This window comes from Nonomuraea terrae, from assembly GCF_044465245.1.
GTDB classification, from domain to species: Bacteria; Actinomycetota; Actinomycetes; order Streptosporangiales; family Streptosporangiaceae; genus Nonomuraea; species Nonomuraea terrae.
Genome location: NZ_JBITLL010000004.1, coordinates 504,352 through 517,071 on the forward strand (window position 1 = coordinate 504,352; position 12,720 = coordinate 517,071).

13 protein-coding genes are annotated in these 12,720 nt (G+C 70.3%); 8 read left to right on the plus strand and 5 right to left on the minus strand.

Features of this window, described 5'->3' with window-relative positions; all coding sequences use genetic code 11:
• The first annotated feature begins 24 nt into the window (after positions 1 to 24).
• The gene (locus ACIBP6_RS20630; RefSeq protein WP_397054326.1) at positions 25 to 1,467 is read left to right on the plus strand and encodes an SLC13 family permease; all 1,443 of its coding nucleotides are present in this window, start codon (positions 25 to 27) and stop codon (positions 1,465 to 1,467) included.
• A 136-nt stretch (positions 1,468 to 1,603) separates the two neighbouring features.
• On the opposite strand, the gene ACIBP6_RS20635 is transcribed toward ACIBP6_RS20630, so the two are convergent.
• The 3 genes from ACIBP6_RS20635 to ACIBP6_RS20645 all read right to left on the minus strand — a co-directional run bounded on the left by ACIBP6_RS20635 (position 1,604) and on the right by ACIBP6_RS20645 (position 4,191).
• Positions 1,604 to 1,915 carry an EthD family reductase gene (locus ACIBP6_RS20635; RefSeq protein WP_132613011.1) on the minus strand — a complete coding sequence of 104 codons (312 nt, stop codon included), beginning with the start codon at positions 1,913 to 1,915 and terminating at the stop codon, positions 1,604 to 1,606.
• Between the two features lie 171 nt (positions 1,916 to 2,086).
• Complete coding sequence (locus ACIBP6_RS20640) at positions 2,087 to 3,421, minus strand: YbfB/YjiJ family MFS transporter (RefSeq protein WP_397054328.1); 1,335 nt, start codon at positions 3,419 to 3,421, stop codon at positions 2,087 to 2,089.
• The gene (locus tag ACIBP6_RS20645) at positions 3,418 to 4,191 is read right to left on the minus strand and encodes an alpha/beta hydrolase family protein (protein WP_397054330.1); all 774 of its coding nucleotides are present in this window, start codon (positions 4,189 to 4,191) and stop codon (positions 3,418 to 3,420) included. The genes ACIBP6_RS20640 and ACIBP6_RS20645 overlap by 4 nt, the downstream gene beginning before the upstream one ends.
• Positions 4,192 to 4,259: 68 nt before the next feature.
• On the opposite strand from ACIBP6_RS20645, the gene ACIBP6_RS20650 reads away from it, so the two are divergent.
• Entirely contained in the window at positions 4,260 to 4,871 is a 612-nt protein-coding gene (locus ACIBP6_RS20650) for a TetR/AcrR family transcriptional regulator (protein WP_397054332.1), read from the plus strand.
• Between the two features lie 199 nt (positions 4,872 to 5,070).
• On the opposite strand, the gene ACIBP6_RS20655 is transcribed toward ACIBP6_RS20650, so the two are convergent.
• A complete protein-coding gene (locus ACIBP6_RS20655) occupies positions 5,071 to 5,718 on the minus strand; it encodes a TetR/AcrR family transcriptional regulator (protein WP_397054334.1) in 648 nt (215 codons plus the stop codon).
• A 130-nt stretch (positions 5,719 to 5,848) separates the two neighbouring features.
• Between ACIBP6_RS20655 and ACIBP6_RS20660 the strand changes: the two genes are divergently transcribed.
• Both ACIBP6_RS20660 and ACIBP6_RS20665 read left to right on the plus strand, forming a co-directional pair.
• Positions 5,849 to 6,901 (plus strand): aldo/keto reductase, encoded by a 1,053-nt coding sequence (locus ACIBP6_RS20660; protein WP_397054336.1) that lies wholly within the window; start codon positions 5,849 to 5,851, stop codon positions 6,899 to 6,901.
• 45 nt (positions 6,902 to 6,946) lie between these two features.
• Positions 6,947 to 7,936: an SDR family NAD(P)-dependent oxidoreductase gene (locus ACIBP6_RS20665; protein ID WP_397054338.1), complete on the plus strand. Its 990-nt coding sequence runs from the start codon at positions 6,947 to 6,949 to the stop codon at positions 7,934 to 7,936.
• A gap of 15 nt (positions 7,937 to 7,951) precedes the next feature.
• Here ACIBP6_RS20665 and ACIBP6_RS20670 read toward each other — a convergent pair whose 3' ends face one another.
• Positions 7,952 to 8,938, minus strand: coding sequence for a hypothetical protein (locus ACIBP6_RS20670; protein WP_397054340.1), 987 nt, complete (start codon positions 8,936 to 8,938; stop codon positions 7,952 to 7,954).
• Between the two features lie 219 nt (positions 8,939 to 9,157).
• Here ACIBP6_RS20670 and ACIBP6_RS20675 point away from each other — a divergent pair, with 219 nt between their 5' ends.
• The 4 genes from ACIBP6_RS20675 (at position 9,158) to ACIBP6_RS20690 (ending at position 12,594) form a co-directional block, all read left to right on the plus strand.
• Entirely contained in the window at positions 9,158 to 10,096 is a 939-nt protein-coding gene (locus ACIBP6_RS20675) for an ATP-binding cassette domain-containing protein (RefSeq protein WP_397054342.1), read from the plus strand.
• A complete protein-coding gene (locus ACIBP6_RS20680) occupies positions 10,093 to 10,848 on the plus strand; it encodes an ABC transporter permease (RefSeq protein WP_397054344.1) in 756 nt (251 codons plus the stop codon). The genes ACIBP6_RS20675 and ACIBP6_RS20680 overlap by 4 nt, the downstream gene beginning before the upstream one ends.
• Entirely contained in the window at positions 10,841 to 11,638 is a 798-nt protein-coding gene (locus ACIBP6_RS20685) for an ABC transporter permease (RefSeq protein WP_397054346.1), read from the plus strand. The genes ACIBP6_RS20680 and ACIBP6_RS20685 overlap by 8 nt, the downstream gene beginning before the upstream one ends.
• 443 nt (positions 11,639 to 12,081) lie before the next feature.
• Positions 12,082 to 12,594 (plus strand): GtrA family protein, encoded by a 513-nt coding sequence (locus ACIBP6_RS20690; RefSeq protein WP_397054348.1) that lies wholly within the window; start codon positions 12,082 to 12,084, stop codon positions 12,592 to 12,594.
• The last annotated feature ends 126 nt before the right edge of the window (positions 12,595 to 12,720 follow it).

The following is a 12,720-nucleotide window of genomic DNA, read 5'->3' on the forward strand; positions in this document are numbered from 1 at the left end:
CTCGGGGGAGATCGGAGTACGCAGTTGTCCGCAGAGCTCCTGTCCATCCTCGCCCTCATCGTCATGTTCCTCGTGGCCACCGTCTTCCCCGTCAACCTCGGGGCGCTGGCCCTCGTCGGAGCCTTCCTCGTCGGCACGCTGGCCGCCGGGATGAGCACCGACGACATCCTCGGGGCGTTCCCCGGCAGCCTGTTCGTGATCCTCGTCGGGGTGACGCTCTTATTCGCGATCGCCACCAACAACGGCACGGTCGACTGGCTCGTCAGGGCCGCCGTGCATCTCGTACGGGGACGGCTGGCCGCCATCCCGCTCGTCGTGTTCGTCATCTCCGCCCTGCTGACCGCCGTGGGCGCGCCGGCGCCGGCGGTGGCGGCGATCCTGGCGCCGATCGCGTTCGGGTTCGCGGCCGACTACCGCATCCATCCGATGCTGATCGGGCTCATGGTGGCGCACGGGACGCAGGCCGGGGCGTTCTCGCCGATCAGCGTGCTGGGCGGCATCGTGAACGGCGTCACCCGCGACTCGGGCCTGCCCTACGACAACCTGGTGCTGTTCCTGTCGAGCTTCGCGTACAACGCGGCGGCGGCCGCGATCGTCTTCTTCGTCTTCGGCGGCCACCACCTCTTCGGCCGCACCCACGTCGCCACCCCTGACTCCCCCGGCTCCGCCTCCCCCGCTTCCCCGACGACCCCCGGCTCGGCATCCGGCACAGGCACCGACCCTGGCGCTCCCGCCCCCGTTCTCAGCCCAGCCGCCCCTTCCGGCCCCGGCTCTCCCAGCGGCGAGGTGACCACCACGATCGTCCCCGGCACATCGTCGGGTACGTCCCCCGGCGCCACCTCCGCTCCCGATGCCGGTGGGCTTCGGCTCACGGCGCATCAGGCGCTGACGTTGACCGGGATCCTCGCGCTGTGCGTGGCCGTGCTGGCGTTCCAGCTCGACGTGGGCCTGACCGCCGTCACCGTCGCCGTGATCCTCTCCCTCACCTCCCCGAAGGCGAACAAGGGCGCCGTCGAGCGCGTCGCCTGGCCGACCGTGCTGCTGATCTGCGGCGTCGTCACGTACGTGGGCGTCCTGCAGGAGATCGGCACCATCGACTACGTCGGCTCGGCGGTGGCCGCGATCGGCATCCCGCTGCTGGTGGCGCTGCTGATCTGCTACGTGGGCGGCGTCGTGTCGGCGTTCGCCTCGACGGTCGGCATCCTGGGCGCGCTGGTGCCGCTGGCCGTACCGCTGCTGTCGCAGGGCACCCTGGGCCCGATCGCGATGATCGCGGCGTTGTCGGTGTCGTCGGCGATCGTGGACGTCAGCCCGTTCTCCACGACGGGCGCACTGCTCGTGGCCAACGTCAGGGGCATGGAACGCGACCAGTTCTACCGCAAGCTCCTGGCGTACGGCGCCGCCGTCGTCGCCGTGGGCCCCCTGGCCGCCTGGGCCGTCCTGGTGGCCCCGGGCTGGCTCGGCTGACTGAGCCGTCCAGGTCGCCCCGGGCTGACTCGGCCCACCGGGGCGGCCTGGCGGTCTCGAATCGGGCGGACCGCCGGGCGGTGCGGGCGGCCTGAGTGCCGTACCGCATCGTCCGGGCGGCCCGCCCCGGCGCGCGTCAGACGATCAGGCCGGCCGGGCCGGTCAGCATCGTGGTGCCCGCGCCGGCGAAGTTCGCCAGGTCGGCGACCGCCGCCCGGCCCTCCTCACCTGCCATCGCCGCGTTGAAGGCGTTCTCGTCGTCGAACGTCAGCACCGCCGCGAGATGGTACGCGGGCCGATCACCTCTGGGGGCGACGGGCCGCATCACCGAGTACGCGCGCAGCCCCGGCAGCCGGGCGGCGAGCGGGGCGTGCGTCTCGTCGTAGTGCTTGTCGAAGGCCTCGGTGCTCTCGGGATGGTGGTAGAGCACGATGAGCTGATAAGCCACTGTCCGCCTCCAAGGTCGGGATGTCCTTCGATCAAACCCCGCCCCGGCCCACCGCGATAGAGCCATCGCCGGCCGGCCGCATGCCCCGCGAGGAGCCACGTCGCCCAGCACCGTCCCGAACGGGCGGCTCGAAGGCGGACCCGGCAGACGGTGCCGTCCTCTGGCACTCCCCTATGTGCCCGGGGCGGTACCCGTTGAGGCTCGGTGGTGCGGTTCTGTCGCCTGCCAGGTCAGTGCGACGAGCGCGGCGCAGCCGCACAGTGCCGCGTTCCAGGCCAGCGCCATGCCGGGGGTGGTGAGGCCGGCCAGCGCGCCCGCCACCCACGGCCCTGCGGTCTGACCGGCGGCGAACACCACCGTCAGCGCGCCCAGCACACCCGTCCACGCCGCCTCCGGGACGGTGGCGCGGACCAGCGCCGTCACCGCCGACGGGATCACCATGAGCGTGAGCCCGAACGCGATCGCCGACAGCAGGGGCGCCGCACCCGCCAGCGGCGCCGTGGCGGCGACCGCCTGCACCGCCAGGAGGACGGCCAGCGCCCGCGCGTCCCGCCAGGCCGCGATGGGCCTGTTCCAGAGGGCCGGCGCGACCAACGCGCTCACGCCCACGACCGTCCACGTCAACGCCACCTGGACCGGACTCGCCCGCTGACCGGCGAGAAACTCCGACAGGAACGTGAGATAGGCCAGATACCCCGCGCCGAACAGCGCGTACACCACCGCGATCCGCCACAGCCGCGCCAGGTGTGGACGCGCCGCCCCCTCCTCCACCGCCGGCCGTGGCGGGCGAGGACGGACCACACCCTTCCCCGTCCGCGCCGGCCGTGGTGGACGGGAGCGTGCCGCCGCCTCGCCCACCTCAGCGGATGCCCGGCCGGGGGCGTCGGTCTTCGCCCCGGCTGACAGGGCGGCGCGCCAGCCGAGGGCCGTGCCGGCGAGTGCGGCCAGCCCGAATCCCAGCCACACCAGCTGCCATCGATCCGGTGCGACGAAAGGGACGACGGCGCCGCTGAGGACGATGCCGAGCCCGCCGCCCGCGTAGTAGACGCCGATCGGGGACGCCGAGCCGGACCGGGCGGCCAACCGGCCGGCGAGTACGCCCCCGGTGACGAAGACGAGCGCGCAGCCGAGCCCCGCGACGGCGCGCAGGACGACCTGCGCCGCCGCCTCTCCGCTGACGGCCGTGGCCGCCAGCGACACGGAGGTGAGGATCATCCCGGCGCGGAAGGTGACGGAGAGCCCCAGGCGGCGGGTCACGGCGGCGGTGACGAGCGCGCCGGCCAGGTAGCCCGCGCCGTTGGCCGTGGTCATCGCGCCCGCCTGGGCGAGACTCCATCCCAGCGCCGTACGCATGCCCGGGACCAGCAGCCCGTACGCGAACCGTCCCAGTCCGAGCGCCGCCGCGACCCCCAGGGAGAGCCCCGCCGCCTGCCACAGCGCGCGGCGGGCGGCCGACCGGCGGCTCGCGTGATCGCGAAGACCGGCGTCCTGGGAGGAGCGCGTCACAGCCGGCCGTCGAGAAAGGCGCGGACGGTCTCGATGAGGCGCCCCCGGTGGTCGGAGAGGGCGTGGTCGGTGGGCCACTCGTGATGGTCGAGCGCGGCCTGGTCGTATGCCTTCACCAGTGGCCGGTGGTGTACGTCCGCCGGGGTCACGGTGTCGTCCGAGGTGCCGATGAGCAGCACCGGCCGGCCGGCGAGCCGGGGTGACAGGCCGGCCAGGCTCCACCGGTCACCCGCCCGCTCCATCTCGGCGACCAGCGCCTCGCCGCTCGTCCCGCGCAGCGGCAGGAGTTCCTCCCCGAACGCCTCGACGTAACGCGCCCGGGCGGCCGGGTCGAGCGTGCGGGACACCGTACCGAAGTCGAAGCCCGACACCGACACCACGGCCGCGACGAACGGGTCGGCGGCGGCGATCATCAGCGCGGCGAATCCCCCGAAACTATGCCCGAACAGCGCCAGACGTCCCGGATCCAGCCGGTACGCCGACGCGAACGCCTCGGTCCGCACGGCATGCGCCACGGCGGCGGCGTCCTCCAGCGCGTTCGCCCACGACCAGGTGCCTCCCATGCCCCACGAGCCGCGGTAGTGGAAGGCGACGGCTGCGTAGCCCGCGGCTCGCAGCGCCTGCGCCAGGTCGAGGTTGCGCTCGTTGCCCGGAAAGCCCTGCAGGAGCAGCACGACGGGATGCGGCCCCGGCCCGGCCGGCAGGTGCAGCAACCCGGCCAGCGGCACTCCGCCGCTGTCGAACGTCACTGCGGGGGTGGCGGCTCTCACGATGATCCTCCTTAGATCGAACCGGTCGGTACGATAACAGTAATCGAACCGCCCGTTACCATCTAGGGGTGCCTGTACCGAAGGGAAGCACTCTCGACCCGGAGCGAACCCGCGCCGCGATCATCGAGTCGGCCATGCCGATCCTGTACGAGCGGGGCCTGGACGGCGTCGGCGTGGCCGAGCTCTGCGCCGCCGTCGGAGTGTCGAAAGAGACGCTCTACCGGCACTTCGGCTCCAAGGAGGGCCTGATCGAGGCGGTGCTGGAGGCCAGGAGCGACCGCGTGACGCGCTGGCTGCGCACATCCGCCGAGGCTGCGGGCGAAGACCCGGCCGACCAGCTGGCCGCGGTCTTCGACGCGCTGGCCGACTGGCACGCCGAGCCCGACTTCCGCGGCTGCGCCCTGCTCAACGCCGCCGCCCAGCATCACGGCGCGCCCGAGCTGGACCTCGCGGGGCGCCACCTCGAACGCCGGCTGGCGCTGCTGACCGAGATCGCCACGAGGGCAGGGGCGACCGACCCCGGGGCGCTGGCCCGTCAGCTGCTCATCCTGGTGACCGGCTCCACCGTCGTGGCGGACCAGCACCCCGCCACACCCGACGCCGCCCGCCTCGCCCGGCAGGCCGCGCTCACGCTGCTGCAAGCGGCCGGCTCACCGCCATCAAGCCGCGAGCACCGGTGAAGTCGACGCGCCACACGGCAAAGCCCCAGCTCCTGATTCGCCCCCGGGGCCGGGAGGCGCCGTCCCACCCCGGCACATCGTCTGCGCCATCACAGCGGATGGCGCCCGTCGCGGCTGCGCGGGCTGGAGCCGACGCCGCGATCGGCAACGAGCCGGTGGGCGCCCCGTACGCCATCGACCCGAGATCGCATGGCCCCGTTCAGGAGCGAGACGGGCTCGTTCCGGCGCCGTAGCGTAGCCCGTCGACGAGGAGCGCGACCATGCGCCGGCTGTAGGCGACCCCTCCGCCCTCCACCGGCAGGCACAGGTTGGCGACGGCGTACAGCAGATCCTTGGCGCTGATCTCGGCGCGGATCTCGCCGCTCGCGGTCGCGGTTTCGAGCAGCGAGTCGAGGGTGGGGCCGAGTCGTCGCATGAAGTAGCCGGGCAGGGCGTCGAACGCCGGATCGCCGGAGTGCAGGGCGGTGGCGAGCCCTCGTTTGGTGGCGAGGAATTCGGTGTAGCGCAGGAGCCACCTCTCGAGTGCCTCGCCTGGCTCGTGGGCGGCGCTGAGCGCCGGGGCGGCGTCGGCGCAGGCGTCCACTTCGCGCTGGAACACGGCCTTGACCAGGTCGGAACGCTGGGGGAAGTGCCGGTACAGCGTTCCGACTCCCACGCCGGCCAGATCGGCGATCTGTTTGGCGGGGGCGTCGACGCCTGAGGTGCCGAAGACCGTCTTGGCCGCTTCGAGCAGGGAGTCGACGTTGCGCTGGGCGTCGGCGCGCAGGCGGCGCGGCGCTCGTTCGCGTGCGCCCTGATCCGCGGAACCGGTCGAGTCGGCTCCGGTGGGCGCCGTTTTCTCGGGCACGGCTCTCCTTCGCTCTTGCATAACCGGAAAGCCTTTCCGTATAGTTCTGGAAAGACGTTCCACTTAGGTCCAGGGTACGGCATGCACACTCGCCGGCGACACCTCGACCTCCCGTCTCAGGAGAATCCGCATGCAGTACCGCACTCTCGGCAGGACCGGCATCAAGGTCAGCCCGTACGCGCTCGGCGCCATGATGTTCGGAGCCGTCGGCAACCCCGACCACGACGACTCGATCAAGATCGTCCACAGGGCTCTCGACGCCGGGATCAACTTCATCGACACCGCCGACATGTACTCCCACGGCGAGTCAGAAGAGATCGTGGGCAAGGCGCTCAAGGGGCGCCGCGACGACGTCGTGCTCGCCACCAAGGCCCGGTTCCCCGTGGACTACGACCCCAGCGGCGCCGCCCCGGCCCTCCCCAACCGGTCGGGCGCCTCACGCCGCTGGCTGATCCGCGCCCTGGACGACTCGCTGCGCCGCCTCGGCACCGACTACGTCGACCTGTACCAGATCCACCAGCCCGACCCCGACACCGACATCGAGGAGACCCTCTCGGCGCTCACCGACCTGGTGCGCGCCGGCAAGGTCCGGGCCATCGGCACCTCCTCCCTGCCCGCCTCGGACCTCGTGCACGCCCACTGGGTCGCCGAGCGGCGCGGCCTGGCCCGGCTGCACACCGAGCAGCCTCCGTACTCGATACTCAACCGCGGCATCGAGCGCGAGGTCCTGCCCGTGGCCCAGCAGTACGGCATGGGCACCCTGGTCTGGAGCCCGCTCGCCGGCGGCCTGCTCACCGGCCGCTACCGCAGGTACCAGCCGAACACCACGCATCGTTCCCGGTTCGGCTTCCGGCACCTGACGGACGAGCGCCGCCTGGACGCCGTCGAGGAGCTCATCCCGCTCGCCCAGGACGCCGGGATCCCGCTGACCCACCTGGCCATGGCCTTCGCGATCGCCCACCCCGGCGTCACATCCGCGATCATCGGGCCGCGCACCATGGAGCAGCTCGACGGCCTCCTCGCCGGCGTCGAGGTCACGCTCACCGACGAGGTCCTCGACCGCATCGACGAGATCGTGCCGCCCGGCACCGACATCGGCGCCCTCGACATGGCCTACGACCCGCCCGCCATCCAGCACGCCCGCCTGCGTCGCCGGCCCGTCGACGAACGCGCCGCCGCCTGACCGCATCCCCGTACCCGCGAGGCCCCACCACGAAGGACCGCTCTCATGACCCACAGGCAACACCCCATCGGGACAGGGTTCACCGCCGCGTCGACGACCGCCGACGTCCTCGCCGGCATCGACCTGACCGGTACGAACGTCATCGTCACCGGCGGCCACTCCGGGCTCGGTCTGGAGACCACCCGGGCGCTCGGCAACGCCGGCGCCGCCATCACCGTGGGCTCGCGCGACCCGGACCGCGCCGCCGTCGCGCTGGCCGGGATCGAGCGCGTCGAGGTCAGCCGGCTGGACCTGCTCGACCCGGCGTCGATCGACGACTTCGCGACCCGGTACCTCGATCTCGGCCGTCCGCTCCACGTCCTGATCAACAACGCCGGCCTCCCGGCCCCTGACGAACCGGTCCGCGACGCGCGCGGCTATGAAGCGCAGTTCGCCACCAACCATCTGGGCCACTTCCAGCTGACCCTGGGCCTGCTGCCCGCACTGCGCGCCGCGCACGGCGCCCGAGTCGTCAACGTGTCGTCCGGTGCGCAGCGAATGTCCGACATCCGCTGGGACGACCCGCACTTCACCACCGGCTACGACCCTCACCTCGCCTACGCCCAGTCCAAGACCGCCAACGTGCTGTTCGCCGTCGAGCTGGACCGCCGATGGGCCGAGGACGGGATCCGCGGCTACGCCGCGCACCCGGGCGTCGTCGTCGGCACGAACCTGAACAGCGCGGCGGGCGAGGACCAGCTGCGGGCCATGGGGCTGATCGACGAGTCCGGCCGGCCGATCATCGCCCCCGACCGCGGACTGAAGACCCCGCAGCAGGGGGCCGCCACCATCGTGTTCGCGGCGACCAGCCCGCTGCTCGCCGCGATCGGCGGTGTCTACCTCAAGGACAACGACGTCTCACCGCTGGACGAGGACCCGAAGCCCATCGTCTTCGGCGCCGACCAGGACGTCCCGGCCGACATCGTGCCGCACGCCATCGACCCCCGCTCCGCCCAGCGACTCTGGGAGCTGAGCGAGCAACTGATCAAGGCCTGACACCCGCAGGAGGGCTCAGTTGACCGACGCCGCGGGCGCGGGACCGGGCACCCGGCCCTGGTACGGGTCAGTACGGCTGAGCGCGGCGTTGCAGATGTCTTTCACGTCGGAGTCCTTGAATTCGTCTGTCAGCGGGATGCCCAGCACCTCGAACAGCCGCCGGGCCTCCTCGGCCGTGGGCGGGGAGCTGAGCGGCGAGGCCTTGCCGATCTCCAGCACCCGGGTCTGGTCGAGGCTGTTCTCGAGCTCGACGTACCAGGGGTTGTAGTGAGGGCTGTCACGGGGGATCGCCAGGCCGGGGAACTCGGGGCCGCGCTGTGTGATCACCAGGTTGTGCGAGGTGAGGTCGCAGCGGAACAACGAGATCGTGCCAGAAAGGCCGATCTTCAGATCGAGGAGATGGCTGTTGTGCTGCCGGAACCAGCAGGCGGCCAGAATCGTGGAATAGACGTCCTTGCGGGTGCCGAGCACCGTCCACTTCTTCTCCTCGCCCCCGTCGCCCGCCAGATTCTGATGCAATCTGGTGTACGCCTTGCACAACTCCTTATTCGTCGGGTCGAGTAATTCCAGCAGGAAACGCATTCTGCTGCGCGTACGTTTCGCACGTTCGATGCATTCGGGCAGCGTGACCGCCCGGATATACGTGCCGGTGCCTCCTTTGAACAGCCACATGTCGCTGCCCGCCCGCGCCTCGGCCAGCAGACGCGTGATGGCCGCCCCGTTGAGCGACTTGACGGAGTCGCCAGTGGAGAGCACCCGCCACATGCCGTCCGCCGTACGGCCCAGGGCGGCGATCTGGTCGGCCACGCGCGCCTGCCGGTTCCTGTCCCTGATCCACACGAACGCGAGCAGGGCCAGCACCGGCAGGATCAGCTCGTCGGCGTTCTGCTCGGGAAGCACTTCCAGCAGGTCGAGCACGCTCACCACGGCGCCCACGAGCAGCACGATCCCAAGGTCGATATTGGTGAGCGCGCCGCGGAGCCGCATTTTGACGGACGTCATAGCTGTCGTTTAGCCCTCCCCCACGCTCCCCGTCAAGCTCAGACCAGAAACCCACGATCATATAACGCTTGCCAAACTACGACAGGTCCACACAAATGTGAAAATTCTGCGATTAAGGGGCCACCCGAAACCGCAGCCCAGCCCGTCACGGTGGCGACGCCCGGCGGACGGCCGTGAAAACAACTTGCGACGTGCGCGTCCGGCGGAAAGTATCTCTGCATGATCCGGGTCAAGGGGTTGACCAAGGTGTTCCGCCGGCCGCGCACCTTCTCCGGCCCCTTCGGGGCGGTGCGCACGCTGGTCACTCGCCAGCACGTGGAGAAGACCGCCGTCGACGACGTCAGCTTCGAGATCCATGAGGGCGAGGTCATCGGCTACCTCGGGCCGAACGGCGCCGGCAAGTCCACCACCATCAAGATCCTCACCGGGATCCTCACCCCGACGAGCGGCACCGTGGAGGTCAACGGCCTGGTGCCCTGGCGCGACCGCTCGGTCAACGCCCGCAACGTCGGCGTGGTCTTCGGCCAGCGCAGCCGGCTGTGGTGGGACTTACCGTTGATCGAGTCCCTGCGACTGGTCGGTGCCCTCTACGATGTCCCCGCCCCGCGCTTCGAGAGGTCACTGAAGAAGCTGCGCGACCTCCTCGGGCTCGACGAGTTCCTCGACACTCCCGTGCGCCAGCTCAGCCTGGGCCAGCGGATGCGCGGCGACCTGGCCGCGGCCGTGCTGTACGAACCTCCACTCCTCTACCTCGACGAGCCGACCGTGGGGCTGGACGTGGTGGCCAAGGAGGCCGTGCGCGAGTTCATCGTCGAGACCAACGGCGCCGGACGCACCACCGTCATCCTGACCACACACGACCTGGCCGACGTCGAAGCCCTGTGCAACCGGATCATCCTCATCGACCACGGCAAAGTGCTCTTCGACGGCGCCATCGACGCCCTGGTCAACGAGCCCCGGCGGCTGGTGGTCACGCTGGAGTCCGAGCCGGAGGAGGTGCGCGGCGTGCCACGGGACGCCGAGGGCCGCTACGTCTTCGAGATCCACGACGACCTGCCGGGCATGATCTCCTCGATCGCCGCCGAACACACCATCCGCGACCTGTCGATCGAGGAACCCGACCTGGAAAGCGTGATCAAAGGGATCTACACCCGATGACCCGCATCGGCTTCCGCCTCGCCCTGGCCTACCGCAGCAACATCATCATCACCTGCGTCACGCTGGTCGCCCAGGTGTTCCTCCTGCGCATGATCTGGACCTCGGTGTACGGCTCGCGCCCCTCGGCCGCAGGGCTCACGCTGGACGCGCTGCTGGCCTACTTGACCCTGGCCAACCTGCAGGCGTTCGCCACCCACACCATCGTCGCCCGCACCATCCACGACCGCATCCGCACCGGCACGGTCTTCTTCGACCTGGCGCGCCCGGTCGGCTACCTGAGGCAGATGGCCGGCTTCCAGATCGGCAACACCGGCGGCGGGCTGCTGCTGCTCGCCCCTGTCATCCCGGTGGTCCTCCTGGTCGGCTCGATCACCGTGCCGGTCAACGGCCTCGGTTACCTGGTAACTCTGGCGCTGGGCTACGTGATCGCCGTACAGCTGGCGCTGCTGATCAGTCTGATCGGCTTCTGGACGATGGAGACCGGGGCGATCTCGCTGTTCTACCGGCTGGTCAGCCAGTTCTTCGCCGGGACGATGGTGCCGCTCACCTTCTTCCCCGGCGCTCTGGGAGCGCTGGCCGAGATCCTGCCCTTCAAGTACATGGGTTACGTGCCCGCGGCCATCTACGTCGGGCACATCTCCGACGTCTCGGGCCCTGTCCTGGTCGAGGTCGGCTGGATCGTCGGACTGGGCGGGCTGCTCGTGCTGACCTGGTCCCGGGCTCGCCGGCGGGTGGTGATCCAGGGTGGCTGAGGTCTTCCGTTCCCTGCGCCTGTACGTCCTGCTCCAGCGTGCCGCCGCCCGCGGCGCCCTGCAGTACCGCCTCAACACCGTGATCGGCATCCTCAGCGGCGCCATCTGGCAGGGCACCGGGTTCGCCTTCATCTGGGTGGTGATGCACACCTTCCCCTCGCTGGCGGGCTGGGGGCTGGCGGAGATCGCCTTCCTGTACGGTCTGCGCCTGACCGCCCACGCCCTGGCGATGATCCCCTTGATGAGCGAGAACGACATCCAATGGGTGGTGCGCAACGGGGAGTTCGACCGGTTTCTGCTACGCCCGCTCAACCCCCTCGTCCAGCTCATGGGCACTCGGATGGGCATCGCCCAGTTCGGCGACCTGCTCGTGGGAGTGACGCTGCTCGCCGTCGCCGGGCAGAACGCGCAGATCTCGTGGAACGCCTGGCTGATCGCCTTCTGCTTCGTGGCGATCATCGGCGGCGCCCTCATCGAGGCCGCCTTCTTCCTCGCGCTGTGCTCGCTGGCACTACGCCTGATCGACACCTTCGCCCTGCGCGTCTTCGTCGACGACGTCTTCAGCAAGTTCGGGTCCTACCCGATGAAGATCTTCGGCGGCGTGACCGAGTGGCTGCTCACCTTCGTGCTGCCGGTCGCCTTCGTGGCGTACATACCCGCGAGCGTCGTGCTGGGCAAGCTCGACACCCCCTTGGCGCTGGCCGCCCCGCTGCTGGGCGTAGTCCTGGTCGCGCTGGCCTACCTCATCTGGCGACGTCAGCTCGACCACTACCAGAGCGTGGGCCACTGAGCCCGGCCGGAACGCCGCACACAGGAATCGATCGGCTTCGAGGATGAGCCCCTCGACCCCACGGCGACGGGTCGCGCCAAGGGCGCCGGCCGAGCACCTCGGGCACGCGGCTGTGGCGCTTCACCATGGCGGCCAGCGGATTCGGTGAGCATCGGCCCCTGCGGAAACACCAGGAATCCGGGAACGCGAGCACCCGGACACCATCCGGCCGATGAGCAATCGGCCTGGTTCGGCTCTGGTCACTCGGTGTGTGCTTCCAGGAGCCTCAGAAGGTGTCGCGCTGCGCCAAAGGAAAGCCTGCCCGGCCTCGGCAGGCGCCAAGCGTTGGGCGCGGTCGATGATGGCGGAGCCGGGCAAGCCGTGTCCGCAAGTCTTGTCACCAGGGTGTTCGGCTGGTGAGAAGATCGGGGGTGCTCCGAATAGCAAACGCAGTACTCGCGAGGTTGCCGGAACCGCTGCACGCACGTGTGCTGAAGCACCGTGAACTGCTGAAGTTCGTCGTGGTGGGTGGCACAGCGTTCTTAGTGGACAACCTGGTGTTCTATGGGCTGAAGCTGACCATTCTGGAACCGAAGCCGGTGACCGCGAAGATCATCGCGGTGCTCGTGGCGACGATCGTGTCCTACGTGTTGAACCGCGAATGGTCGTTCCGGACCAGGGGCGGCCACGAGCGCCGCCACGAGGCGGCGTTGTTCTTCCTGGTCAGTGGCGTCGGTCTCGTGCTCAGCTCCGCGCCGCTGTGGATCTCCCGGTACGTGTTTCGCCTGGAGACCCCGGATGTGAGCCTGGTGACCCAGGAGATCGCCGACTTCATGAGCGCGCAGGTCATCGGCACGCTGATCGCCATGGTCTTCCGCTTCTGGGCGCTCCGGAAGTGGGTCTTCCCTGACGAGAAGACCCGGTCCGGCAGCGTGCGGTTGGCTCGCGCCCCCGATTCCACGGACGAGGCGGCTTGATGGCAGCGAACCCAGACGCCGTTTCGGCGGCTGGACTGCCTCATGCCGCTGCTGCGTCCCACGGGCCGGCCCCCGTGGATGACCGCCGAACAGACTGCGATCAAAGGTAAGTCCGGCATCACAGAG

What these genes read in the sequence shown, in the direction of transcription:
- ACIBP6_RS20660 (WP_397054336.1), top strand. Translation starts at nt 5,849, where the DNA reads ATGCAGTACCGCACTCTCGGCAGGACCGGCATCAAGGTCAGCCCGTAC.
- ACIBP6_RS20665 (WP_397054338.1), top strand. Translation starts at nt 6,947, where the DNA reads ATGACCCACAGGCAACACCCCATCGGGACAGGGTTCACCGCCGCGTCG.
- ACIBP6_RS20675 (WP_397054342.1), top strand. Translation starts at nt 9,158, where the DNA reads ATGATCCGGGTCAAGGGGTTGACCAAGGTGTTCCGCCGGCCGCGCACC.
- ACIBP6_RS20670 (WP_397054340.1), bottom strand. Translation starts at nt 8,938, where the DNA reads ATGACGTCCGTCAAAATGCGGCTCCGCGGCGCGCTCACCAATATCGAC.
- ACIBP6_RS20680 (WP_397054344.1), top strand. Translation starts at nt 10,093, where the DNA reads ATGACCCGCATCGGCTTCCGCCTCGCCCTGGCCTACCGCAGCAACATC.